Below are 26688 nucleotides of genomic sequence, written 5' to 3'. Positions count from 1 at the left end.
GATTACGGCTGGTCCACAAAATCAGCAAGCATGTAACCCCATTTATCATAATCCTCTTTATTAAGACGGACGTTATAGATAACATCGTTCTCATCATAGGTGGTTTCCAGAACCTCACCTACTCTGTAAAGCAGAGAAGAAATATCGCCTCGGTCTCCAGGAATGCGAAAATTCAGCGTATCTCCAGCCAACTCATCAGAGATAATTTCAATAATCCGGGTTAAATCCTCCGGGTTAAACGCACTGATTTTCAAAAACCCTGTGCCTGTTGGCAGCATTTCCAGTTGCTCAGGCTCACATAGATCGATTTTATTAAAAAGTACTATTTGCGGTTTGCTAGCTGCCCCTAAGTCCTGCAAAATAGTTTGTACAATCTCCATCTGCTCCTCACGCATTGGAGATGAGGCATCCACTACATGCAACACCAGATTGGCCTCATTGACTTCCTCCAGCGTTGCGCGGAAAGATGCTACAAGATCATGCGGAAGATTCTGAATGAAGCCTACAGTATCCGTAAGCACTACCTCTTTGCCACCCGTTAGTTGAAGCACACGTGAAGTAGGGTCAAGCGTAGCAAACAATTGATTCTCAATATAAACATCCGCATCCGTAAGCTGCTTAAGCAGCGTCGATTTACCAGCATTCGTGTAGCCGACTAGAGCAACCTGCACTGCCCCTGCCTTACGGCGGCGTTCACGGTGCAATTCACGGGTTTTAACTACCTCATCCAACTGGCGTTTCAACTCCGTAATCCGACCGCGAATATGACGGCGATCGGTCTCAAGCTTACTTTCACCTGGCCCTCTGGTTCCTATACCCCCGCCTAATCTGGATAAGTTTTTGCCTTGACCGGATAACCGCGGCAAAAGATAGGACAGCTGTGCCAGCTCTACTTGAATAATACCCTCTCGTGTTTTGGCCCGCCCAGCAAAAATATCCAAAATGAGCTGCGTCCGATCAATAATCTTCAGATCCAGAGACTCTTCAAGGTTCCGTACCTGCGCTCCAGATAATTCCTGATCAAAAATAGCCGTATTAGCTCCAAGACCATCAGCGGCCATGCGGAGCTCTTCTACCTTACCTTTCCCGATAAACCATTTCGAATCCGGTGTTTCCTTATTCTGACGCAACACATCCAGGACTTCAACACCTGCTGTTTCTGCTAATTGTACTAATTCCTGCAGAGAAAGCTCTGGGTCAATACCGGTACGTTTAATTTTATCTGTGACGAGAGTGACCAATATCGCCCGATCTTGAATATCCGTTTCTGTATCATGCGTAGTTATTGCCATTTATTCATGCTCCTTATGACGGTAATAGAATCTTTGTGTACCATTTAATCAGTTTTTCACTTCTTGCTGATGTTATACAGATGAACCTGTTCATTCACAGCGCTTCAAAACATTTTATCATAAGTTTCATTGGTAATATAGGCTGATAATGGAACGGCTCACCATTCTGTCCGCATTTTCATTATGATAATCTTCAATCTTTTATAAAAGATAAACCGACTAAGCACGTATAAACTTAGCCGGTGTCAATTTATTTAAGAGATTATACTCTCCCCTTTTGAATAATCATCGACCGGAAGAACAAGGTCTCTCGGTAAGATCTCCATCAAAGATTGTTTAGATATTTTGACATGCCTGCTTATTAATCTAACCGCTTGATGGCGGATTGCCTGTTCGAGGATATTGCGTACATAACGGGCATTACTAAAGTTTTCTTCAATAATTTTCTCATTAAGGATTAACTCTTTTAGTTTCCCGTTTGTTTCTGGAGTAATTATATAGTCTCTTTCAGCAGCCATTTTATGTGCAATCAATATCAGTTCATCTGTTGTGTAGTCCTGAAAATCGAGTTGAATTGGAAATCGTGAGGGAAGCCCGGTATTAGCCTCCATGAACATCTCCATTTCATTTGGATAACCCGCTAAGATAATGATGAGATCATCATTCCTGTCCTCCATAACCTTTACAAGACAGTCGATTGCCTCTTTTCCAAAATCTTTATCTCCGCCTCTTGCCAAGCTATAAGCCTCGTCAATGAATAATACGCCACCCATAGCCTTCTTAACAAGGTCTCTGGTCTTTTGAGCTGTATGCCCTATGTATTCCCCCACTAAATCCGCTCTCTCTACTTCGATTAATTGACCTTTACTTAATATGCCCATATTCTTTAACAGCTTGGCAACGATTCTTGCTACAGTTGTTTTTCCAGTCCCGGGGTTGCCTTTAAACAGCATATGATAAACCTGATTAACTACATTTAACCCCAGTTCTTGTCTCATTTTTTCCACTTGGATAAGCGCATGAATTTCATATATGAGATCCTTCACCTTTTCAAGACCGATAAGCTCATGAAGCTCTTGCAGGATTTCTTTTGTAGATTCTAAATGATTATTTTGAGCCAGCGCGCTCTCCAATGTTTCATTCGTAATATTTGTTGGGTCTTGATTTTTGAAAGTTATATTCATTCTGGAATCATTAATGGTTATCTTTCTTAAATTTTCTTCACCCATTGTAATCACCTCGTTAGAGCATTATATGCAATAACTGAATGACATCATGCACTTGTTTTAAAGAATGGGGTTTCGACATTGGATTCCCTGCTATCTCTCGCATCTTCTACGATGGTACACGAGGATAGAATGACCGAAATGCATAAAAGTCATAAGCAGACATTTATTTTTTTATCATTTCACAACCCCATTATTTTTGATATACAAATAACAAATAGCCCCCCTTTAGAGTTTAGTCCATTTGGGGGCTGGCTTTTCTAATCAAGTCTCTTCCGGAATAGGAAGCATTATTAGAAGATTCTGATATTTGAGAACAATTACAGGAACAACTGCTGGATTTTCCATTTCGTATAGGCTAGAATTTCACGCGACTTATGCCTTGTCATCGACAGAACAGTGGATTCAGTAAGCCCCAGTTCAGGATTCACATAACCGAGCTCGTCCGCGATTTCGTGTGAACGCCATCCATGATATGTATGCGTAATAATAATTGCTGAGGACAATCCCTCACTTGTCATAATTGCTTTGCTATACAGAAGATTCTCGTAAGTGCTGGTAGCTTTATTTTCAACAGAAATGGCGCTATCCGGAACTCCATGAGCTACTAAATAATTGCGCATACCTTGACCTTCGGTATATTTCAGATCAGGTTTATCCAAACCTCCAGAAACTATGATATGCGGGAACATCCCCTCTTGATAAAGCTTAAGCCCGTAATCCAATCGTTCCTTCAATCCCGGGCTAGGTTCATCTCCCCACATCGACATGCCAAGAATGATCCCTGTATCGGCTTTGAGCATAGGATCTGTCGTTGCAGCTTTATTGATATTCCTCAATGCGTACGCACACCACAACAAACCAACTACAACAATAACCATTAAAGCAATAAGCAACGTTCGTTTAGACCAAATTCGGCGTTTTTTGCGAACAATCCGAATCGGGGAAGAGTCTCTTCCATAAACGTACCATTCCATCTTTATTTCCTCCTGAATTCTCCATGATGAAATAATTCGGCACGATGTTTCAAAGAGAGTGAGAAATAAGGGAAAGCATGAGCATCGATGCCACGTAAAATAGTATGGGCAGTCTCCCAGGCTAGCTTATAATCGTTTTCTGAGATGTCTTGCCTCTCCAGTGCTTCCTCCAGTTCATCCTCATCGAGCAAAAACACCTCGCCGTTCCAAAGTACTACCACGTCCAGATACAAATCGTCAAACCAAGGCACACCTTGATCAGTAACGCCTTGCACTTTACAGGTGTCTATGTACCATTGAACAATATTTTGTTTTTCGTCGAACATAGCCGTCACAATATAGTGACTATCTTTCGGAAAATATTGCAGCCAGGAATAACCTTTATCTGCAATACGATATGTATGTCGTCCATAGCTCTTCCACAGTGGTTCTTTCAGCCCGTAGATGGTATAAAGCGTAATATATCCGCTGAATTCCCGGCTCTCCACATAGCGGCAGGCAAAATGGCGACGCGTAATCCGGCGCCAGTTGGCCCGGTCTCCGAATTTACGTTTCATAGAAATTACCCTCTCCAGTATGGTCTATTCAGCTTAACACATTTAGAGGATACACTCAAAATATCCCGCAAAATACAAGAAATTTTTCTTCTAAACCTAATAAAAACGGCAGTCCAGCTTCGCTCTATAAATAAAGCAAAGCTGGACTGCCATGGATAAAGCTATTGTTTGAAATTCAAATTCGTTTTATTGAGTGGAAGAATCCCCGTTCACAAAACCTGTCTCTGGATCAGGGTTTGTGGATACATTCCCACTCTCATCGCCGGAACCCTCTCCCCCGATAGTGGGTTCTGGAGTTGGGGTCGGCATTGGTGTTGGCGGTGGCGGGGTGATTTCAGGGATTGTAGTACCACCGTCATTTCCGCCTCCCTCATTGCCGCCTCCGTTATTGCCACCATTTCCATTCTCTCCGTTGTTGCCACCGTCCTCTGGGGTCGGGGTCGGAAGATTAGGATCTATGGTGGGTTCAGGGGTCGGCATTTCATCCTGCACGGATACACTAACCACATTGGAGGGCTCGCTCTCCACTTTTAGCGCAGGGTCATAAGAAGTTACATAATACTCGTAAACCAAACCAGGCAGTGCACTAAAATCGCCTGCGCTGGTAGTCACTGTATTTAACAGTGAGCCAAATTCAGCTTCCGATGTCTCTCTACGATAAATACGATACTCAACGCCGGCAACAGGAACTGCCTCCCAATTGAGATTTACAGTCATCGTAGAAGGATCATATGCTGCTGATAGTCCAGTAACGGTCTGAGCTGTTTCTGGTGTTTCAGTAGGCTCAGGAGCAATCTCGTTATCGAGCTGCGGGAAGGATTTCTTAGGAACATCCTTCAGCGCTTCCTCCATGACCTTACCCCAGAAAGCAGCGGCAAGCGGACTGCTGTTCTTAAGCAGATGCTTTTTACTTGGCTTGTCGTAACCCATCCAGACTGCTGCAGTCCATTCTGGCGTATAGCCTACAAACCATACATCACGGTTCGAGCTGATTCCAGAATATCCACTTTGCGTCGTACCGGTCTTACCGGCAACAGGACGGTCAATCCTAGCTTTTCTACCCGTACCGCTCTCCACGACCTTCTGCATCATCTCAGTCATTTGATAAGCTGTTTCCTTACTCATCACTCGCTCAGGCGTTGTATTCGCTTTGTAGACCGTCTCACCACTGCTATCAGAGATGGATTTAATGGAATAAGCCTCTCTTAGTTCGCCGCCATTTGCAAAAGCGCTGTAGGCTTGCGCCATTTCCAGCGTATTGGTCCCTTTGCTCATGCCTCCAAGAGCCAGCGATAGGTTCTTATCCTCATCTTCCAATCCAATGCCTAGTTTCTTGGCAAATTTAAATCCGGTATTCACACCAATTTCATTGAGCAGCCAAACAGCCGGAATATTCTCTGATTTCTGAATGGCATCACTCATGTTGATGCTCTTAGAATATCCGTGCAGGTTGGTTGGACAATAGTTCGCGAAACATTGCTTCTCGTTGCTTAGCGTTGAATTCATGGTGAATTTCCCAGTTTCCAGCGCTGGAGCATAAGAGACAATTGGTTTGAAAGCAGAACCTGGAGAACGACGGCTGCCAGTTACACGACTGTAGCCTTTTTTCTCATAATTCCGTCCGCCAAGGAGTGCGACAATGCTGCCATTCTCCTGATTCACAATCGTCATTGAGCCTTGTACCAGCTCTTCATCTACACTCTTTTCAAAATTATCACTATCTGCAAAAGCATCTTCAACCGTTTCTTGAGCATGCTTATCCATGGTAGTGTAAATTTTGTATCCGCCGATATTCAGATCATCTTCTGACAATCCAAATTTTTCTTCCGCCTCATCTACTGCAAAATCAATAAATGCTTGATAACGCTGTTTCTTTTCTGGCGGCTTATAGTTATAATCTACGGCTTTTGCTTCGTCTCTTTCCTGCTCCGTAATGTACCCTTGCTCATACATAAGCTGAAGCACTACTGCCCGGCGTTCCTTCGAAAGATCAGGGTTACGCAGCGGGTTGTAACGAGACGGGCCTTTTGGCATGGCCGCCAATGTCGCGATTTCCCAAACCTTAAGCTGACTCAAATCACTTTTACCAAAATATCTTACTGACGCTGCTTTAATTCCGTAAATTGTACCCCCGAAGTTAATCCGGTTCAGATACATGGTAATAATCTCTTCTTTAGATTTCTGATTCTCCAGAGCTACGGCAATCGACACCTCAGTTGCTTTACGGAAAAACGTCTTGTCCCTTGTCAGGAAGATGTTTTTGGCGAGCTGTTGAGTAATGGTACTACCGCCCTCTACCATACTTCGTGCGGCTATATCCTTTACTGCTGCCCGGCCAATCGACCATAAATCCACACCAGAATGTTCGAAGAAACGTTTGTCCTCTGTGGCTACAAAAGCGTTAACCAATAACGGTGGAATTTCTTCATACTCTACTGGATCACTTTTCTCCAGTGATAATTCGCCGATTAAATTAGCATTGCGGTCATATACCTTAGTCGTTTCATTCACTGTTAGCTTATCCTGGTTCTCAAGCAGAAGCTTTTGACCATTTAGCATAATGAACAGATATCCACCTAATGCACAGAAAATGGCCAATGCCGTAGCGAAGAACAAGCTCCACAGCACACGCTTCTTCGTCAAAAATTTCTTTTTCTTTTTTGGTTTTGATTTTGGTTTTGATTTGGAACTGGACGATCCTCTATCTCTATTGTGATTCGTCCTGGATGTATCGTCTCTAGACATAATGCCTCCTGACTCCCTTTCGGAAATAAACATAAATGGTCTGCCATGAATGAAAAGAACAACCTTCACAGGTTGCTCTCTCACACTCTATTCAAACGATTTATAAACAAGAAAGGTTTCAATTCATTTTTGATAAATGTTATTCTTCACTACTGCTGTCTTGCATCAGTGATACACTACGTTGTGGTGTGAACGTGGAAATTGCGTGTTTATACACCATTTGCTGGCGTCCATCACTGTCAATGACGATTGTAAAATTGTCGAATGCTTTAATTATTCCCCGGATTTGAAAACCGTTGGTCAGATATACCGTAGCAGGGATATTTTCTTTGCGTAGTTGGTTCAAGAATGTATCTTGGATGTTAATGGACTTGTTCATATGACGTACCCCCAATGGTTCAATTAGATTGTTCAGAAGTATATTCAAGACCTGAGAGAAACTTTCCTGCTATTATACCACGTATTTTTGAGAAATTCTCAGAAAAGTTTTGTTCACCTTCGACATCGATCCACTCGATTTCCTTCATGTGGCGAAACCATGACAACTGTCTTTTGGCGAATCGGCGAGTATCGCGTTTAAGCAGTATCACAGCTTCTTCCAGCGTCAGCTCTCCCGCCAGGTAAGCGGCAATTTCCTTGTAACCCAATCCCTGCATGGACACAAGGCTTCTGCTGTAACCGTTATCCAGCAGTCCCTTCACCTCAGCAACGAGACCATCCGCCAGCATGCTATCAATTCGGTCCTCAATACGTTTATATAGTATTTTCCGGTCCATTGTCAAACCTATGAGACATAAGTCATAGGGAGATTCCTTCTTTTGAGCAGCATGAGAAGCGGAAAGTGTAGTGTTTGTCTGGTGTTGAATTTCCAGTGCACGGATAATTCTGCGACGGTCGTTAGGATGAAGTTTGGCTGCGCTGACTGGATCAACCGCCTCGAGTCTGGCATGCAGTGCAAGCGCTCCATGTTCTTCCGCAAATTGATCCTGCTCTTTACGGAAAGCTTCATCAGCCACTGCTTCCGAGAACTGAAAGCCGTAACATAAAGACTCAATATACAGTCCAGTCCCCCCTACGATAAAGGGAAGCTTCCCTCTAGCGCTTATCTCCTCGATGAGTCTAGTGCCCTGCTCTTGAAATTCAGCGGCAGAATACGCATCCTGCGGATCATGAATATCGATCAGGTGATGGGGAATGCCGTTCATTTCGGCGGGTGTAATCTTAGCTGTACCAATATCCATACCACGATAAACCTGCATCGAATCGCCGGAAATAATCTCAGCGTTATAAGCCGCTGCCAGCTCCAGACTTAACCGGGTTTTGCCTACGGCAGTTGGTCCTAACAGCACTAGAACCTTATGCCTTTCTTTAGTTGTCAATGTGTATCACCCCGTACGATGTTTTGGAGTTGCTTCGGAGCAGCTCAGTAAACCCTAGGCGTTCAAATTCCCCACTCAAAGCCTTTTCTTTTAAAAGAACAGTCTTACGGGCGACCCTAACCGCTTCGGCTACACTCTCTGTCGATAAGGCTGCACGGTTAGCGAATTGCCGCAGCGGGGAAATCGAGGCAGAACCCGTCAGAGGCACGCGAAACATAGGATCAAAGTAAACAATATCCACACTTCGATCTGGTTGAGACCGTAAATAATCCAAATGTTCACTATGCACAACATTAACTCTGCGTAAAGCCTCATTGACCTTTACTTGCCCAGAGATGTAATGAGACATCCCTTCACTGAGCAGTGCGTACAGCGGTAATGAGCTCTCCAAAGCGGTAACCTCTGAGGACTCACCACCATGTACAGCAAACAGTAAGGAGTCAGCTCCTAATCCAGCTGTACAATCCAATACGCTATCTCCGGGAAGCATTCGAGCCGCAACAAGCATCGGCTCGATCTCACCCTTTAGAATTCGTTTAGCGCGAACGAAGCCCATGCTCGGATGAAACTCCATAGGCTCCATTCCTAAGCGGTGTAGTCGAACAGCGTCCTGAGATAGAATCAGAATATCCTCATCTCCGTAATGTTCAACCATCCTTGTAATGGAGAGCTTCTCACGTGGAGCATAACTACAACCCGTTCTCTCCGCAAGGCTTTGCGCGCGTTCTACTATTTCCATTATCGGGCTATACCCCGTAGTTATAATCATGGTGCCTCCAGTCTTGCTCTTAACAAATTTCAAAAAATGTATAATTACATAACCCGCTTGAACAATTTCTCTAAATCATAGGATGAAAAAGAGATCACAATCGGCCGTCCATGTGGGCAAGTATACGGTTGTTTGCACTCTGCCAGTCGGGACAACAGAGCCTCCACTTCCTGTTCTGTTAGTTTATGGTTGGCCTTAATCGAGGCTTTACATGAACACAGAATCGATGACTTTTCTCGTAGCTTCGCAAGATCAATCATACGCTCGCTTAAGACCCACTCCGCCATTTCTTCAACGACCGCCTTCTCATCCCCTTCAGGAAACCAATAGGGCAAAGAACGAACAAGAAAGGTCTGTCCGCCAAAGTGCTCAAGGTATACCCCGGCCTGCTGAAACCAATGTAGACGTTCACTAAGCTGACGACTTTCAGAAGGCGTGAACTCCAGTGTAATCGGCAGTAGCAGCTCCTGTGAGGCATCCTCCGGCCGACCAAATTTCTCATAGAAGTATTCGTAATTAATACGTTCATGTGCCGCATGCTGATCGATTAAATAGAGTCCTCCATCATTCTGGGCAATAATATAGGTCCCATGATGCTGGCCTATATAATTAAGCTCAGGAAAGGCCGGAAGTCCAGGCTCTTCTTGTTGTGGTGGAGCCCATAGCTTCTCAACCGAAGGGAGCTGCTTCTGCGCCATTGACGTTTCTTGCGGGCGATAGCTATTGAAATAACTAGTATTCGCATTAGTTTGGCGCCCCTGCGAAGATGAAGACGGATAGCCTGATCCGTAAGCTGGAGCTACCTCGCGAGCTACCTGATGATCCGCCTGACCATCCTTGCTAAAATCACGGGAAATACGGTCAGGGTTCGATGACTGTAGTCCACTTAAGAAGCTGGCAGATCCCGTAGGGGCTGTATCCTTCTCATCACCATTCGAAGATGACGGCGGAACAGCTCCTTTGGAAAAAGCAAATTGCTCCTGGATAAAGGAGCTGCTGCCCTTGGGTCCGATTGTTTCCTTGCTTGGACGTGGAATCAGACTTTGCCCCAGCAGTATTTTGCGGATCTCCTGCTCAACAAAGGTGTAAAGCTCATTCTCCTTACTGAATCTAACCTCGAGTTTTGCTGGATGTACATTGACATCTACCAAAGAGGGGTGCATATCCAGTTCAAGAACTAATAACGGATAACGGTTAATCGGAAGCAAGGTGTGATAAGCACGCATGATTGCTGCGTTCAGTCCATTACTGCGAATATAACGTCCACCGACAATAGTAGTGATTGCATTTCGATTGGAACGTGTCCATTCTGGACGACTAATATATCCGGAAATCCGATAATCCAAGTCTTCTGCCGTAATCGGCAGCATTGCTTTGGCGGCATTGGTTCCGTAAACAGCTGCGATGACCTGCAGCAGATCACCATTTCCGAGCGTATGCAGCAGCTGATTGCCATTATGATGCAAGGTAAAAGAGATCCCCGGATGAGCCAGCGCCATGCGGTACATGGCATCTGAGATATGGCCCAGCTCCGTCTGAATACTCTTCATATATTTCAGCCTTGCCGGCGTATTAAAAAACAATTCACGAACGGCAAGATCACTTCCCCGGCCGGAAGGAGCGTCCTCATTTCGTATGAGATTGCCACCCTCAATGTCTACTAGGCGCCCTTTGCCGTCATCGGCAGTTGCAGTTAGAAGCGATACCTTGGAGACCGCGGCAATACTGGGAAGTGCCTCTCCGCGGAAGCCTAAGCTTGTGATTTGAAATAGATCGCGGCCATTCAGAATTTTACTTGTAGCATGCCGGTAAAAGGCGGTCTCGCAATCTTCAGGATCAATCCCGGAGCCATTATCTTTAACGCGGATGCTCTGCAAGCCCCCCTCTTCTACCGATACCTCAATTCTTGTACTGCCAGCGTCAATTGCATTCTCGACAAGCTCCTTTACAACTGAAGCTGGCCGCTCTACTACTTCACCCGCAGCTATCTGGTTGGCAATATGCTCGTCCAATATATGAATTTTGGCCATTTCATTCACCTCTTATTTAGGCAATCAATTATTATAAAATCTTTATTGCAGATCCTTAACCTTCATCTTCAGCTCGTTCAACAGACTCATCGCCTGCAGCGGCGTCATATTCATAAGATCAGCGTCACGCACAGAAGAAATGAACTCTTTTAGCGCAGGATTCTCTTGGATTTCAGTTACCGCAACTTGATGTGCACTACCTTTGCGATTCTTGCGTGGTTCTTCCTCACCAAAGATAGACAACTGAACAACCTCATTTTCTACAGGTGCCTCAGTGATGACACTTACGGCTTGCGCTATCGAGGATGCGCTAGCAACTTCTCTTACAGCCGCCTGTCTTTCGAGGCTTCCCCCGTAATGAACTTCAGAACCACCAGGATGGGCTGCCTGCTCAATGCTCTGCAAGAGACCATAAGCTCGATCAATAATCCCTTCAGGAAGACCCGCAAGACGTGCACAATAGATCCCATAGCTGCTGTCAGCCGCTCCAGGAACTAGCTTGCGCAGGAAGTTAACTTTATCACCGCTCTCTTGAACAGCCATAGAGTAATTCCGCAGTCCTTTAAGACTCCCTTCCAAATGAGCCAATTCATGAAAATGCGTCGAAACTAGAGCTTTGCAAGAAATAACATCATGTACATATTCAATAACCGCCTGAGCGATGGCCATACCTTCACTGGTCGAGGTACCTCTTCCCAGCTCATCAATAATAATCAAGCTACGAGCTGTTGCTTTCTCTGTCATAACCTGGATATCAGCCATTTCCACCATAAATGTACTTTGTCCACCGATCAAATCATCAGCTGCTCCAATACGAGTAAAGATCCGGTCTATAAGCGGAACTTCAGCACTGTTTGCTGGTACAAAACATCCAATCTGAGCCATGATGCAGATCAGCGCCACCTGACGCATGTAAGTACTTTTTCCCGCCATATTAGGACCTGTAATTAGAAGAATATTACCTTCTTCCTTACTCAGCGTGCTTCCATTTGCAATAAAAGCAGAATCTTTAAGCACCGCCTCCACAACGGGATGACGGCCCCCTTCAAGCCGAAGATCATAACCATCCGAAAGGACTGGCTTCACAAAACGATGTTCGGCACTAACTGCCGCCAAGCATTGATACACATCAATCTCGGCAACCTTTTCCGCAAGATTTTGCAGGCGGGGAATTTGCCCGCTGATGCGATCACGCAGCTCGGTAAAGAGGCTGTATTCCAAATCCGTCATTTTATCCTGAGCTTCAAGAATGAGTGCTTCCTTCTCTTTAAGCTCAGGTGTGACAAAACGCTCTGCGTTGGCAAGCGTCTGCTTACGTTCATATCGTCCTTCCGGCAGTGCAGCCAGATTGGATTTGGTGATCTCTATGAAATAACCGAAGATTTTGTTATAGCCGATCTTCAGTGACTTAATGCCAGTGGCCTGTCTTTCCTTAGCTTCCAATTCAGCGATCCAACGTTTACCGTTACTGCTAGCTTCCCTAAGCTCGTCCAAACGTTCATGATAACCGGAACGGATAATTCCACCGTCGCGCACAGACACCGGGGCATCCTCGACGATTGCGCGATCAATATCCTCTCGCAGCTCAGCGCATTCATCCATACTTGCACCGATCTCTCGTAAAGTAGCTGAACCGGAGGTCATACATAAATCCTTCAATGCAGGAATTTGTGCCAGCGATAATTTCAGAGCATTCATATCACGGCCATTGGCACTGCCAAAAGCAATACGACCCACCAAACGCTCCAAATCATAAATTTCTTTAAGCGCTAAACGCAGGTCCTCGCGAACGATAAACTGATTGTACAAATAATCGACAGCCTCTAGGCGCCGTTCGATCGGAGCTCGCTGCAATAGCGGCTTATCAATTCTGCGACGCAACAGACGGGCGCCCATCGACGTTTCCGTTCGATCCAGCAGCCAGAGCAGGGATCCTTTTTTGGAGCGTTCGCGAACCGTCTCGGTTAGTTCAAGATTCCGGCGTGTAAATGGATCTAGAATCATATAATTGCCTGGTTCATAAGGAGAAATCTGACTAAGCTGCCCTAACGAACGTCGCTGGGTCTCATTCAGATAAGAGATCAGAAGCGCCAGACATTGTCCACGTTCCTTCTCTAGACGTACCCATGCCGCTTCACCGAACTGACGACGTGCCAGCTCCTCCTCGCGTTTCTCCCAAGGGGTGTAAACTACAGGTTTGGCTAACAGCGGCGTTTCGCTTCGCAGGATCTCCAAAAGTGCAGCGTCTCCGATGATCTCAGCCGGTTCATAAATGCCAATCTCATCACGCAGCCATTCGGCTCCAGATAATACCGAAGTAACATACAGCTCACCAGTTGTTAAATCGCAGGCAGCTAATGCCATCATTCCGTCACTTTCGGTGACGCAAACGAGGTAGTTATTGCTCTTGTCAGCAATGATTTTTCCATCCATCACGGTTCCTGGTGTCACGACGCGTACAATATCCCGCTTCACCATGCCTTTAGTGACTGAAGCATCCTCTAACTGCTCACAAATGGCGACTTTATATCCTTTTTCTATCAGGCGTTGAATATATCCCTCGGCGGCGTGGTAAGGCACTCCACACATAGGGATTTTCTCCTCGCCCCCGCCTTCGCGGCCTGTCAACGTAATCTCAAGCTCCTTGGAAGCCAAAATGGCATCTTCAAAGAACATTTCATAGAAATCGCCCAGTCTAAAAAATAGGAAGGCATCCTTAGCCCCTTCCTTTACCTTTAAATATTGCTCTATCATCGGCGTATATTGTGCCATGGTCAACCTCCATGCCTATTTAATGCTGTCCCCCATTATAACAGAAAATTGATGGACAAAGTTACCCTGAAACCTCACATTAGTACAACGAAAGACTAGAATACTTATCAGACAAACACTTACATGAGGTATATTCTTCTGCTTTTAAATATTGTAAAATCTTAACACAGAGCGTCAGCCCATATAAAAATCAAAGGAGAATACAATATGATACGAAAGCTAACGAAGGATGATCAAGAGCTGCTGATGGCATTGCTGCGGAAAGAGCCGGCGCTTAATTTATTTATCATTGGCGATGTGGAGAATTTTGGGTTTGAGCAGGATTTCATGGATTTATGGGGAGAGATTGATCCAGCCGACGGGCGGATAAAAGCCGTTCTGCTGCGCTTCTATAGAAGTTACCTTCCTTATGCAGATGGCCCTTTTGATGTCGAGGGGTTCGCTGAGATTATCCGAAAGGATAATGACATACATATGATCTCCGGAGCCTCAGAGGTGGTGAAGGCTTTTGACGGGGAAATTAATTTCAAACAAGTAAAACAGCTGTATTTTGCTGAATTAAAAGAAATGAACAATAAAATAAGTGAGTCCTTCTCTTCAGCTGAGCCTATTAAAAAAGCTACGGTTCAGGATGTAGAAGCGATTTGCGCACTCACGGATACCATTGAAGAATTTGAAAGCAGCCGGAATGGTTCAAGAACCAGCCTGCGTAAAACGCTGGAAAGCAACACCGGCCGCACCTATTATATAGAACGGGAAGATAAGGTCATTGTCACCGCTTCAACTTCAGCGGAAAATTCCATGTCAGCGATGATTGTAGGGGTTGCCACACATCAAGCATTCAGAGAGCAAGGCCTTGCTTCGCGCGTAATGGCACAGCTATGTGCAGACCTGCTCCATGAAGGAAAGTCATTGTGCCTCTTTTATGACAACCCACATGCCGGAGTTATTTATAAACGACTTGGTTTTCAAGATATCGGTTCATGGACCATTGTTAACATGTAGACCAAATAGTAAAATCACACTTTTACTTTGCTGCACCATAACTCACGTATATCCCGTGATTCATCCCACGTCCGTTCAGCGGCAATATATTCGAATAAAGGCTCGATATAGGGGGCGGCAATCTCGTAGCCGCCTAGGGAACGCAGCTGCGCCAGCAATGGGGGGATTGCGGCGCGCAGCGGAGATTTATCGCCGCTGTAGTAGGCGATATGCAGGTCTTCCCGGTCGAGCGGGCGTTGCGTCAGGTCCTCATAATGGCTCACGATTAGGTGAGCCAGATAGACCGCGCCTTTAGCGATGACCGGGGATACCAGGAAGCTCGGCAAGGTCCGGTACTCGAAGCCGCCATGCGGCTGAGTCCGGAAATCGCCGAGCACGCCGTATCGGGGACGACGCGCCCCTGCGCGGACGTCTTCGAGCAGAAGCATGGGCAGCGCGAGATAGTTATCGAGCGCGCGCAGCAGCGGCGCCGTCAGCGTCACGCCGCTGAAGTGCAGATGGCCGCCGAGGGCCCAGCCCGTCAGCGGCATGCCTCCCGCCCGCCAGCGCAGCGAGCGGTCGGCGATGAGCCGGTCCGCCAGCGCCGCGGCGGACATCAGCTGCGCCAGCAGTGCGCGCGGTTCCCCGCGCGGCTGAGGGCGCAGCTCGGCGACCGGGAACGCGCCGCGCGTTCCCGGAGGTCCGGCGTCGCAGCCAGCGACGCCGTCCGTGGGCAGGTACCGCGACGCAGGCACGACGCGGCCGGTGGATTCCCGGAGGATGATAAACTCCGGGTCCATGCCCATCAGCAGGCCGCTGCGGACCGGCTGCTCCAGAGCCAGCTTTCGTTCCAGCGCTAGCGCTGCGGACCGATAAGGCTCGGGCAATCGTTGCCCGGAGGTCTTTACTAGTGGAGTGACTCCCTCCACCACATACCTCCGGTTCCCCATTGCCCTCAGCAGGACCTCACCGCTATCCAGCCCCAAGCTGTACAGCGTGCGGACAGCAATCCGCTGGAGCAATTTCATCACCCCGCGAAGCTCTCCCCGCACTCGGCCTCCCGTGGTATTGCTCTCGGCATTAGCAATCCTCACTGCTTCGCTGTAATTATCGGTGGCCGCACGCATTCCAAGACCTGCTCCAAGCAAAGAGATGTGGAGGACAGTCAAATGATAAACCAATATCTTATAACACTGCCTGTGACCCTTCTCAGTAGCATCCGAAGCATATGTATCGACAAAATGTTTTCCAGATGGCGTCAGCGTTGCTTCAACCCCGCTTCTAAGCAATCTAGACTCTCTCTCTGCCACAGACAATTCTGAATACACCTTAAGACCTTCATTCATACTCTTTAGCGCCTCCATCCGAGCGTGAACCTTTTTTCATCCTAAAAATAAATAAAAAAAAGGAGGGCATTCGCCCTCTACGCCGCCGCACTCCCTACATATAATGGACCATAACCCATTGATACTCAGTTAACGGCGGCGTATCCTTCCTTACAGCTCATCATCCAGATTGTCAGGGTCCAGATCATCGTAATCGAAGCTATCACCTTCAAAATCATAATCCTTGTCTTCTGGATCATCACTTTGCTCAGTGACATACACGCGGACTTTGGTCTCAGCCACCAACTCCACTTCGAATTCGCGCTCTACGCGAAGTGTCACACTGCCTCCGCCTGGCGATACGCCCGCTTCTACACAGTTGGGTTCCTGCGTTGCCTCCGCAGAGACCTCAACTGTTGAAGTGCGGTGTCTCGTGTCCAGGTAGGAAAGCGGAATGAGCTCCACATAAGAGACTGTTTCCTTTGCTACCTCGGTCTGCTTGTTCTTGTCGTACGAGTACCAGATGTTTACATCATAAGTACCAATTACTTCGATTCCGTTCCCGGCGGCAACCGCTTCGTATTGGTGGTTGATAATCCAAGCCCCCAAAATACTAGTCGGATGATGTGGCGGAGTCACGGTATGGGTTGCTGTAGAGAACTTACGACCTTTGCCGCAAATTGCCTTCGTAATGATCTCCCTTGTTTGACGTTTATGGCTTAATGACATCTTTGAACCTCCTCCATACAATCATTCACTATCAAGTGTATGCAGGTTCTAGGCATTTGTTGATTGTTAGACTATAAATAAATTTGAGTAAGCCCTCAAGAAGGCTTTTTCAGGAGACTCATAGTTCATTTTATTTCAAATTTTGTACATATATGAGTAGATTCCAAAAATGGTCCAACCTGTTCCGGAGCCATTCCTACCCCCTCAAAAAACCCTAAAACACCAGCTATTGCGGGATTACCCGCACAATTCCAAGTGATCTATGTTTGCTTAAGTCAATAAAATCCTCATCAATATTCACCAGTGGCCGCAAAGGGTCTGTAGCAAGAATCATAACAATTTTTCCTTTTCGTCCATCTGTCAATTCCACTTCGTTCCCTAGCATTGACTGCATTAACTTATTAATAAACACTCTGCAAATATAAGGGTCGAGCTTACCGAACACGCTCTCCTCCATTTGCAGTAATACTTCGTATAAAGGAGCCGCTTTACGATAAAATCGGTCGGAAGTCATCGCGTGAAACACATCAGCCACAGCAACGATTTTACTGAAATCAGTAATCCGGTTCCCAAGCACACCAAATGGATAACCACTGCCGTCCATTCTTTCATGATGCTGTAAGGCTACTAGCGCTTGGGTATGGTTTGTGCCTACCGTATCCCTGATCATCTCATACCCAAAGGTCGTATGCTTTTTCATCAGCTGAAACTCTTCGTCAGATAATGGACCGGGCTTAGTTAATATGTCATCCGGGATTCTCATTTTGCCGATATCGTGAAGAGTCGCTGCAATGGTCAACATGCTCAAATCCTCAGACTTTAGCTTCAGCCATTTGCCTAGCAGGGTAGATATTATGCCCACAGCTACATTATGTCTGTATGTATAATCATCTTTGGTCTGCAAAGCAGCCAATACTCCGTAAAAGTCATTCTTTTCGCTTACCTGCTGGATAAACGGAATCACTTCATTTCTAACTTCCAGCATAGGAATTCTTTTATTTTTGTTATGACGAATCTGTTCAAAAATATTCTCAATCGCAGCTGTACAATCATCAATTGCAAGCTGGAAAAATTCCGCGCTATCCAGCTGGACGACGTCATGAGATTCCAGAGTGATCTTATGTTGACGAATTAATCTAATATGTTCAGCACTCAATAAAGTCAATGCGGGTAAAACAAATACTCCTTTGTCATTAAAGAGGTTAGCTACAAGTTGTTTTCCGATAAATGATTCCATATCTTTGTCCATACGCCTCACCTGCCAATGCGGAAAATTCGTATATGAATTCCCTGCTTGAATTTGAACTCACCCTATAATTGTTAATCCCTTTCGAAGATCAACTTTTAGTTCATACATATTTTATCGTGATTTCAGGGGCGAATGTTAATACTTCACTTTATTAAAGCCTAATTTTAAGCTTTTTTCCGGGTGAGCAAACGTTTCTCAGGCTTATAACTGACCGGTATTTTATGGCGTTTCGCAATTTTTAAATAAAGTGCCAATTCTCTGCAAAGCTGCAGAATCGCTGATCGCACTTCAAATTCCTCACGTGTCTCTGGCAAATCCATGCTTTCAAACTCATGTTCAAGCTCTTCCAGCAAATGTTCCGTGCGGCCTGTATATTCTTCAGCCAAAACATCTCCGCTAAGCTGGTCGAACAATTCAGCTACCATCTCTCCATGCGGTAAATGGCGATATACTTGAGAAATCAGCTGCATCATGCTTTGTATCGATTCCAGCTGCTCCTTACGCATATAGAAATAGACATTCCAAGCTTCATCAGGATGAATTACATGATTCTCCATCTCGCGAGTAGCTGCTGTCAATCCCCGCTGCACTGCATTATCCGCATCAATTAATTCTTTGCCATCCCACATATACGCAGGCTCACGCAAAGTACGGGCCATTTGAGTAAAAATAACTGAAAAGTATCGATCCACTTCCTTGCGGATTCCATAAATAACTCCCCCAGTCTGTGGCATGTAAATTAAGTTGACCACCCCCGCTGAACCGAGACCTATGGCCAGTAGCTCTACTTGCTGCAACAACACATGTAGCGATAACTCAGCTTGTCCAAACACACGAAACACAATAACAGAGCTAGTGACAATCCCTTCCTTGTAGCCAGACTTCACAATCATCGGAAAGCCAACAAGAACGTACAGTCCAAGTACCCAGTAATGAAACCCTAATATCCAAAATAAAATACACCCAAAAAAGAGTCCCACGAGCGAGGCCAAAAAACGCGCCGTTATCGTCCGGAAACTCCTTTTCAAGGTAACCTCCACACCCAGAATGGCTAAAAGCCCTGCACTTTGTGCATTGGGTATGCCTACTGCAGACGCGAGAAGAACGGACATTAACGTCGCAGCAGCTGTTTTAATTACACGAAATCCCATAACCCTATCTCTCCTTAAAAGCACTAACCGTTAATAGGTAAAGATATAGACATGTTACAAGATTTTGTGAATGGACACAACGTTACATTAGACTTACCGACGGTATAACAAGCGCTTCTCCAGATACACTACCAGTTGATACATTGCCGTTGCTACGGCTGCAATAATCAGCAGACTGGACATTACAAGCGTGAAATTAAACACCTGGAATCCATATATGATCAGGTACCCAAGACCGGATTTTGCTACTAGAAACTCTCCTACGATAACCCCGACCCATGACATTCCCACATTCACCTTTAGGGTAGAGACCACCGTTGGAAAAGATGCCGGAAGAATCACTTTAAAAAACACCTGAACTTTAGAAGCTCCAAAAGAGCGGACCACCTTCACCAGATTAGGATCCACACTGCAAAAGCTATTGTAAACAACAAGTGTAGTAATAATCACCGTAATCGATAAGGTTGTCACAACGATAGCGGTGAAGCCCGCCCCGAACATTACGATAAAAATCGGCCCCAAGGCCACCTTCGGCATACTGTTAAAGACAACCATAAACGGATCAAGCACCGCTGATAAAAACGGAGACCACCAAATAATCACTGCCAGCAGCGTTCCTAACAAGGTTCCCAGAACAAAGCCTACCGCAGTCTCTCCTACCGTCATCCCCAAATGAGGCCACAAGCTTCCACTGATCATATCCTGCCAAATCTGTTTGAAGATTTTTGTCGGGTAGCTGAACAATAACTCATCAATCCAGCCCATTCTTGCTCCCGCTTCCCACAACACAAAGAACAGCAGCAACAGACTGCTTCTTACAGCAATAACCTGATTACGCCGGCGCTGTTTAGTTTTTTTGAAATCCACATGCATTTGCTGCAGCCACAGTTCACGGGAAGCTAAGACACCCGCTTGCTCTGTTCGTTTCATTAGCTTTCCCTCCCTGCGATCTCCATCTCTGTCCATACTTCATGAAAAAGCTCCGCAAACCCTGGCTGATCACGCGCATACAGCGGTGGGGCTGAGCGGATTAGCTCCGGAACAGGAAAAACTTTACGAATCTTCCCTGGATTTCGCTGCAATAAAATAACCCTACTGCTGACCGCAATCGCTTCTGACAGATCATGCGTGACCAAAATAGCCGTGGTTCCCCGGCTGCGTAAGGTCTCTGAGACTAAATCTTCCAGCTGAAGTTTGATCTGATAATCAAGTGCCGAGAACGGCTCGTCTAACAGCAGCAGTCCTGGATTGGTAGCTAATGTTCGTACAAGAGCCACCCGTTGCCGCATCCCTCCGGATAGCTGAGAAGGATAGGCCTGTTCTTTCCCTTCTAATCCCATCTCGCGCAGCAGCTCCAAAGTCCGTTTATGACTTTCTTCGTTTAAGCTTCCGGTAAGCTCCAGTCCAAGCACGGCATTGTCAAGAATACTCCGCCAAGGAAAAAGATAATCCTGCTGCAGCATATATCCAACCTCAGGTGAAGGGCCTAGAATGGGTTGGCCATTTACGAATACTTCTCCCTCAGAGGGCTGCAGCAGTCCGGCAATAATCGATAGGAGAGTCGTCTTACCACAGCCACTTGGGCCTACTAAGCTGACGAACTCTCCTTGCTCGACATTAAGATTTAGATCCTCAACGGCCAGTGAAGCTTCCCGATCGCCGAGATAGGCATGCGTTACTCCCTTTAATTGCACTACTGGAAGCAAGGTCATCCCCTCCTTATAGTTAACAAAATCCATTTAGGATCTTATCTCTCTTATTTAGAGCCACTGCTCTTTATGGTCTTTTCAGCTTTTTCAGCAAAAGTATTGTTCACGATCTTTTCTGCTGGAACACGTTCTTTAAGTTCACCTGCGTTGTCCATAACATCTAGCAGATTATTCCATTCCTCATTATCAACAACCGGATTAATGGCGTAGGTGTCCTGTTCCTTGTAACGTTTTACAGCAGAAATCACAATGTCACGATCCGTTTTATCAAAATAAGTTATTATGGCATCCGTAATTTCTTCAGGACTATGTTCCTTCACCCAAAGCTGAGCACGCTGGATGGCATTAGTGAACTTTTGCACGGTGTCTCCATTTTTGCTAATGTAGCTGTTTTTTGACATGAATACCGTATAAGGTAAATAACCGCTCTCCACCCCAAACGATGCCACTACAGCTCCCCGGTCTTCTCGTTCGAAGATAGAGGCCTGCGGCTCAAACAGCTGCACATAATCCCCAGTACCTGAAGCAAATGCACCGGCAATATTAGCAAAATCGATATTTTGGATCAAGGTAATATCCTTCGCAGGATCAATTCCCTTTTTAGATAAAGTAAACGCGCCTGCCATTTGTGGCATTCCGCCTTTTCTTTGACCAAGGAAGGTAGAGCCCTTCACTTTATCCCAATTAAAATCTCCATCAGCCTTACGGGCGAACAGGAATGTTCCATCCCTTTGAGTCAGCTGTGCAAAATTAATGACCGGATCATCCGAGCCCTGCTGATACACGTAAATGGAGGTTTCTGAACCAACCAACGCCACATCAATAGCTCCTGAGAGCAATGCAGTCATGGTTTTATCTCCACCGGGAATCGTCTGCAGTTCTACATCCAGCCCTTCATCTTTGAAGAAACCTTGAGTCAAGGCAACATACTCGGGTGCATAAAAGACAGAGCGGGTAACCTCCCCAATCTTCACCTTTACCGTCTCTGACTTTCCGCCGCAACCGGCAAGTACTGAAAAGCATAAAGTAATGATCATGAGCGACAATGACAGCTTTTTCCGAATCTTCATTCTTCATTCTCCTTTCTTACCGGGTCCTTCGCCCTTGCTTAAAGCATATGCACATGCCTACTGAAAGGTTAAAATCCCGAATATCGTGGGGAATTAAAAGAATATCCATGATATCAGCGGTTTTTATTGATTTTATGGATAAATATCACTGGATTTGCTGTTTTTATATCTGTGCAAACGTTTTACCTGAGGATTTGATTACAGTACTATAAGAATTAAAGCGCTTACCATTTCCTTTATAGGAAAATTGCAGCAGAAGGGGTTATTTTATATGGATAAACTAGCAACATCTATCGCCAAAAAACACACAATAAACGGACTTTTGACTCTTAGCTTAACTGCCGTTCTGCTATCCGGTTGTTCAGGAAATAATAACAATATTCCCTCCTCTGCCTCCCCTTCTCCATCGCCAAAAGCAAATACAGCTCAGAATACTACAACACCTCCCGCTGCAAAAACGATTACCACTGACGAACAGCCCTCAACGGTTTATTATGAGATTTTTGTTCGTTCATTCTATGACTCTGACGGGGATGGCATCGGTGACCTCAAAGGGATTACCAAAAAATTAGATTACTTAAATGACGGAAATCCTGACACCACAGACGATCTGGGGATCGGTGGGATTTGGCTTATGCCTATTAACCCTTCACCAAGCTATCATGGTTACGATGTGACAGATTATCGTGCAATCAATCCAGATTATGGGACGATGGAGGATTTACAAGAGCTCGTTACGGAGGCACATAAACGTGGGATTAAAGTAATTATGGATTTGGTCGTGAATCATACCTCCATAGAACATCCTTGGTTCGTAGATTCCGCTAAAAATAAGGACAGTAAATATCGCGAATGGTACATATGGGCTGAAGATCAAGGACGCCCTGCCAATGGAGCTAGTGCCGCTGGTAGTGGCAGTGCATGGCACTCTTTACTGGGTAGTCATTATCTAGGTGGCTTTTGGGAAGGCATGCCTGATCTAAATTTTGATCAAACGGAAGTTCGTAATGAAATGAAAGATATCGGCAAGTTTTGGCTGGAACAAGGGGTTGATGGATTCCGTTTAGACGCTGCTAAACATATATACGAAGACCTTCTAAGCGACAAAAGCCAAGCCACAACCAATAAAAATGTATCTTGGTGGCAGGATTTCCGCAAAGCGATGAATGAAGTGAATCCTCAAGCTTATATTGTCGGCGAAGTATGGGAGAATTCTGCAGTCACCGTAGGGGCTTATTTGGATCAAGCTTTCGACTCTAGCTTTAACTTTGGGTTAGCCGAGACCCTTATTAATTCCGTGAAAACTGAAAAAGACAGCGGGACTGCCTTTACGCTGGAACGTACGTATAATTTGTACTCCAAAATATCTGATAGCCATTTTACCGATGCAATTTTTTTGACAAATCATGATCAAAACAGAGTCATGAGTCAATTAGACGGCAATCTGGATCATGCAAAAATGGCAGCAGCCCTGCTGTTAACCTTACCTGGAAATCCTTTTATTTATTATGGTGAAGAAATAGGAATGCTTGGTGTAAAACCAGATGAAGGAATTCGTGAGCCCATGAGATGGATGACAGCGGATCAGGGTGAGGGGCAGACTACTTGGGAGGTCGGCAGCAATAACGCTGATGATGTTAGCATTAATGTCGAAAGCCAGACTAACGACAGCAGCTCACTGCTTAAAAGATACCGCGAACTCATTGCGTTAAGAAACGAAGTCCCAGCGCTCCGTGATGGCGGAATTCGAGACTACACTTCTGGCAATGCAGGGGTAATGGCCTACGAACGTATAACAACAGAGGATCAACTCCTCGTTGTTCATAACCTAACTGGAGATGAACAAATCATTACGCTTCATCCAAATGTTGAGGGTATCTCTTACACCAAGATCCAAAAGACAACTGCTGACAAAGTGACCTTAAATTCAGATCAGCTTACTCTTCCTCCCTATTCAACGGTTATTGTGGACTAGGAAAAGCGGAGGAATGAAATACCCACTCTGCCACAGAACCACATAATTGTGCTTTCGATATAGGAAGAGCTACAATCCAGTCTTGGGAAGGATCGCTGCTCATTCGCAGCAACCAGCCACTTGAATGATCACTTATGAAGCTAGCATACTGAAACTTCCAGCCATTTTCACTAGAAATACAGAGTCGCAATTCTCCCTCTGCGTCGAAGCATTTCATCACTCGTGCAAGATGGTTGGAATGGACATCATCTCCTGTCTCTGCAGCTAAACACTCTGAGAGTCTGTGAACCGTAGAGGAATCAGAGCCTTTTTTCAGCTCCTCGAACCTTTTTTTTGACATTAGTAACGCCGGAATCCCGTGAGCAAAGGGCTCCATCGCTCTCTCACATTCGAACAACTCGAGACAAAAGCTCTCTGTTTCCTCTCTGTTCTTCAGCACACACGGAGGAGAGTCCGGTGTATTATTGCAGTAGGCTAGTATTTTATCCTTATGTATTTGTAAACACAGATCTTTAGTTTTCTCCTTCTCTCTATATTTGAATCTACCTATCCTTTCTGCTGTAGACGCAGTATGTAACAATTCATTTAATACTACTTGGTCGGTTACCCGATCTGGAAATAAAAATTCCGTTAAATCCGTTAAATCCGTTCGTTCTTTCTCATTCACATTATTGTATCCTTCCTGTATTACATATAAATGTATATTAAACTAGCAATCTTTATGTTATCATAAGCTAATTTTAAGGTAAAATTAAGAAACAAGGGGTATGATCATTAACATGAAATACTTGTAGCGAGGTGATTTCAAAATGAGAATGCTCATCACATTTCAGAACAAACTTGTACCTGTGTATTTCACAACAGAAAATAAACAGCCCACTCAAAAAGTACTTAGATTACTTAACAGTACGCTGGAGCTCAAAATTCAAAAGGGCAAAAGTGCCCTCCAGAAATGCCTCAATTCTCTGATTAGTATCGAAATTAAAGGCTCTGAAGCTATATTGCACAGTTACAGTGAAAATGATTCATTGGCGCTATCCCTCTATTAATGGAGGGGTAGTTTTTTTGTCACAACATTGCTGTCCTCAGCTTTCTAATAAGGAACGTCCTAAGTAGCCAAGAGGTGCTGCTTGGACCCGTTGTCTTTTTGATGCTAACTTGATCAAAAATGACACTCCGTTTGATTTAGATACTATTTGCGCAAACATAGCTTCAACTCTCAAAGTCAGGGACCTTGGTTCGCTGGTTCTGCTTGGTTCTGCTAGGTTCTGCTTGGTGCTACTTTGTACTGATTTTGTGCTATTTCATGGCACGTTTGGATTGCTGCTTGCCGGCCATCCCCATAGCCGGCTGCTATCGGACTCAGATGACCTTAATCGTAACTTTTGGGCTCATTTGGAATTCTAACGGACCCCAGGGTCACTATTGGCTCGAAAAACACTAATTATCTACCTCAAAAAGCTAAATAGCTGCGCTGGAGTCCGAAACTCTGCTCTAATGCTCATAAATTCGCACATAGCGTCATCTGAGTCCGCAGTAATCTAAATTCGAAACTCAGTTTGCTTTAGTTGCTATTGTCGTGTACATAGTTGCTACTGTCGCGTACATAGTTGTTACTATCGTGTACATAGTTACTACTGTTGTAGCTTTAGTCGCTGCTTTTGAACTCATAGCCACTGCTTTCGGACTCATAGTTGGATGCTTTCGGACTCAGATGACCTTAATCGTAACTTTTGGGCTCATTTGGAATCCTATCGGACCCCAGAGTCGCTATTGGCGCGAAAAGCACTAATTATCGACCTCAAAAAGCTGAATAGCTGCGCTGGAGTCCGAAACTCTGCTCTAATGCTCATAAATTCGCATATAGCGTCATCTGAGTCCGCAGTAATCTAAATTCGAAACTCAGTTTGCTTTAATTGCTATTATCGTGTACATAGTTGCTACTGTCGTGTACATAGTTGCTACTGTCGTGTACATAGTTGCTACTGTTGTAGCTTTAGTCGCTGCTTTTGAACTCATAGCCACTGCTTTCGGACTCAGATGACCTTAATCGTAACTTTTGGGCTCATTTGGAATCCCATCGGACCCCAGAGTCGCTATTGGCGCGAAAAGCACTAATTATCGACCTCAAAAAGCTAAATAGCTGCATTGGAGTCCGATACTCTGCTCTGATGCTCATAAATTCGCATATAGCGTCATCTGAGTCCGCAGTAATCTAAATTCGAAACTTAGTTTGCTTTAGTTGCTACTGTCGCGTACATAGTTACTACTGTTGTAGCTTTAGTCGCTGCTTTTGAACTCATAGCCACTGCTTTCGAACTCATAGTTGGATGCTTTCGGACTCAGATGACCTTAATCGCAACTTTTGGGCTCATTTGGAATCCTATCGGACCCCAGAGTCACTATTGGCGCGAAAAACACTAATTATCGACCTCAAAAAGCTGAATAGCTGCGCTGGAGTCCGAAACTTTGCTCTAATGACTAAAAATTCGTATATAGCGTCATCTGAGTCCGTTGGCCGCTGAGGATACTTGGAAGGTCACTTAGCGAGTGATTTGTTGTCTGACTTAGCCGTTAACTTGGTTTGTGACTCAGTGTGTTACTCAGTAGGTGACTAGTTGTGTCAATCAGTGAGTTACCCGGCGGGTGATTAGTTGTGTTAGTCAGTGAGGTGACTTAGCCGTTAACTTGGTGTGTGACTCAGTGGGTAACTCAGCGGGAGATTTGTTGTGTGCCTTAGTAAGTCGTT

Annotated in this window: 22 protein-coding genes; 3 read left to right on the top strand and 19 right to left on the bottom strand. The window is 45.2% G+C overall.

The window, feature by feature from the left end; translation table 11 throughout:
• Positions 1-2 precede the first annotated feature (2 nt).
• From hflX to mutS, 10 genes are all read right to left on the bottom strand, one after another.
• Complete coding sequence (gene hflX / locus MHH63_RS10540) at positions 3-1292, bottom strand: GTPase HflX (protein ID WP_076128387.1); 1290 nt, start codon at positions 1290-1292, stop codon at positions 3-5.
• A gap of 254 nt (positions 1293-1546) precedes the next feature.
• On the bottom strand, positions 1547-2521 hold the full coding sequence (locus tag MHH63_RS10535; protein ID WP_076098759.1) for an AAA family ATPase: 975 nt from the start codon (positions 2519-2521) through the stop codon (positions 1547-1549).
• 317 nt (positions 2522-2838) lie between these two features.
• Positions 2839-3495, bottom strand: coding sequence for a YdcF family protein (locus MHH63_RS10530; RefSeq protein ID WP_076277324.1), 657 nt, complete (start codon positions 3493-3495; stop codon positions 2839-2841).
• Positions 3496-3497: 2 nt separating this feature from the next.
• Positions 3498-4052, bottom strand: coding sequence for a DUF402 domain-containing protein (locus tag MHH63_RS10525; RefSeq protein WP_076190185.1), 555 nt, complete (start codon positions 4050-4052; stop codon positions 3498-3500).
• 186 nt (positions 4053-4238) lie between these two features.
• Entirely contained in the window at positions 4239-6797 is a 2559-nt protein-coding gene (locus MHH63_RS10520; RefSeq protein WP_076190184.1) for a transglycosylase domain-containing protein, read from the bottom strand.
• Positions 6798-6936: 139 nt separating this feature from the next.
• A complete protein-coding gene (gene hfq / locus MHH63_RS10515) occupies positions 6937-7176 on the bottom strand; it encodes an RNA chaperone Hfq (protein ID WP_036687741.1) in 240 nt (79 codons plus the stop codon).
• A gap of 19 nt (positions 7177-7195) precedes the next feature.
• Positions 7196-8176 carry a tRNA (adenosine(37)-N6)-dimethylallyltransferase MiaA gene (gene miaA, locus MHH63_RS10510; protein ID WP_175619957.1) on the bottom strand — a complete coding sequence of 327 codons (981 nt, stop codon included), beginning with the start codon at positions 8174-8176 and terminating at the stop codon, positions 7196-7198.
• The gene (locus tag MHH63_RS10505) at positions 8166-8978 is read right to left on the bottom strand and encodes a class I SAM-dependent methyltransferase (RefSeq protein WP_341171476.1); all 813 of its coding nucleotides are present in this window, start codon (positions 8976-8978) and stop codon (positions 8166-8168) included. The genes miaA and MHH63_RS10505 overlap by 11 nt, the downstream gene beginning before the upstream one ends.
• Positions 8979-8989: 11 nt before the next feature.
• A complete protein-coding gene (gene mutL, locus MHH63_RS10500; RefSeq protein ID WP_341171475.1) occupies positions 8990-10975 on the bottom strand; it encodes a DNA mismatch repair endonuclease MutL in 1986 nt (661 codons plus the stop codon).
• A 42-nt stretch (positions 10976-11017) separates the two neighbouring features.
• A complete protein-coding gene (mutS, locus tag MHH63_RS10495) occupies positions 11018-13747 on the bottom strand; it encodes a DNA mismatch repair protein MutS (protein WP_341171474.1) in 2730 nt (909 codons plus the stop codon).
• A 207-nt stretch (positions 13748-13954) separates the two neighbouring features.
• On the opposite strand from mutS, the gene MHH63_RS10490 reads away from it, so the two are divergent.
• Complete coding sequence (locus MHH63_RS10490) at positions 13955-14752, top strand: GNAT family N-acetyltransferase (RefSeq protein ID WP_076304078.1); 798 nt, start codon at positions 13955-13957, stop codon at positions 14750-14752.
• A gap of 14 nt (positions 14753-14766) precedes the next feature.
• Here the strand turns inward: MHH63_RS10490 and MHH63_RS10485 are convergent, their stop codons facing one another.
• From MHH63_RS10485 to MHH63_RS10455, 7 genes are all read right to left on the bottom strand, one after another.
• Positions 14767-16077, bottom strand: coding sequence for a putative amidoligase domain-containing protein (locus MHH63_RS10485; RefSeq protein ID WP_341171473.1), 1311 nt, complete (start codon positions 16075-16077; stop codon positions 14767-14769).
• 150 nt (positions 16078-16227) lie between these two features.
• On the bottom strand, positions 16228-16785 hold the full coding sequence (locus MHH63_RS10480; RefSeq protein ID WP_036687755.1) for an outer spore coat protein CotE: 558 nt from the start codon (positions 16783-16785) through the stop codon (positions 16228-16230).
• A gap of 226 nt (positions 16786-17011) precedes the next feature.
• A complete protein-coding gene (locus tag MHH63_RS10475) occupies positions 17012-18022 on the bottom strand; it encodes an HD-GYP domain-containing protein (protein WP_036687837.1) in 1011 nt (336 codons plus the stop codon).
• Positions 18023-18198: 176 nt separating this feature from the next.
• Positions 18199-19185 carry an aromatic acid exporter family protein gene (locus MHH63_RS10470; protein WP_076128366.1) on the bottom strand — a complete coding sequence of 329 codons (987 nt, stop codon included), beginning with the start codon at positions 19183-19185 and terminating at the stop codon, positions 18199-18201.
• A 93-nt stretch (positions 19186-19278) separates the two neighbouring features.
• Positions 19279-20115, bottom strand: coding sequence for an ABC transporter permease (locus MHH63_RS10465; RefSeq protein WP_076128364.1), 837 nt, complete (start codon positions 20113-20115; stop codon positions 19279-19281).
• Complete coding sequence (locus MHH63_RS10460; protein ID WP_248548747.1) at positions 20115-20924, bottom strand: ABC transporter ATP-binding protein; 810 nt, start codon at positions 20922-20924, stop codon at positions 20115-20117. The genes MHH63_RS10465 and MHH63_RS10460 overlap by 1 nt, the downstream gene beginning before the upstream one ends.
• 17 nt (positions 20925-20941) lie before the next feature.
• Complete coding sequence (locus MHH63_RS10455) at positions 20942-21964, bottom strand: ABC transporter substrate-binding protein (RefSeq protein WP_038571597.1); 1023 nt, start codon at positions 21962-21964, stop codon at positions 20942-20944.
• 271 nt (positions 21965-22235) lie between these two features.
• Between MHH63_RS10455 and MHH63_RS10450 the strand changes: the two genes are divergently transcribed.
• Positions 22236-23939, top strand: a complete 1704-nt coding sequence (locus MHH63_RS10450) for an alpha-amylase family glycosyl hydrolase (RefSeq protein ID WP_341171472.1) — start codon at positions 22236-22238, stop codon at positions 23937-23939.
• On the opposite strand, the gene MHH63_RS10445 is transcribed toward MHH63_RS10450, so the two are convergent.
• The gene (locus MHH63_RS10445) at positions 23926-24606 is read right to left on the bottom strand and encodes a hypothetical protein (RefSeq protein WP_076184452.1); all 681 of its coding nucleotides are present in this window, start codon (positions 24604-24606) and stop codon (positions 23926-23928) included. The genes MHH63_RS10450 and MHH63_RS10445 overlap by 14 nt on opposite strands.
• A 142-nt stretch (positions 24607-24748) precedes the next feature.
• Here MHH63_RS10445 and MHH63_RS10440 point away from each other — a divergent pair, with 142 nt between their 5' ends.
• A complete protein-coding gene (locus MHH63_RS10440) occupies positions 24749-24988 on the top strand; it encodes a hypothetical protein (RefSeq protein WP_036687997.1) in 240 nt (79 codons plus the stop codon).
• Between the two features lie 505 nt (positions 24989-25493).
• Here the strand turns inward: MHH63_RS10440 and MHH63_RS10435 are convergent.
• Positions 25494-25631 carry a hypothetical protein gene (locus MHH63_RS10435; protein ID WP_340393812.1) on the bottom strand — a complete coding sequence of 46 codons (138 nt, stop codon included), beginning with the start codon at positions 25629-25631 and terminating at the stop codon, positions 25494-25496.
• Positions 25632-26688 lie beyond the last annotated feature (1057 nt).

It is taken from the genome of Paenibacillus sp. FSL H3-0310 (genome assembly GCF_038002785.1).
Lineage (GTDB): Bacteria > Bacillota > Bacilli > Paenibacillales > Paenibacillaceae > Paenibacillus_AQ > Paenibacillus_AQ odorifer.
Note: the sequence above shows the minus strand (reverse complement) of the source record. Positions and strands in the feature narration are given on the sequence as shown.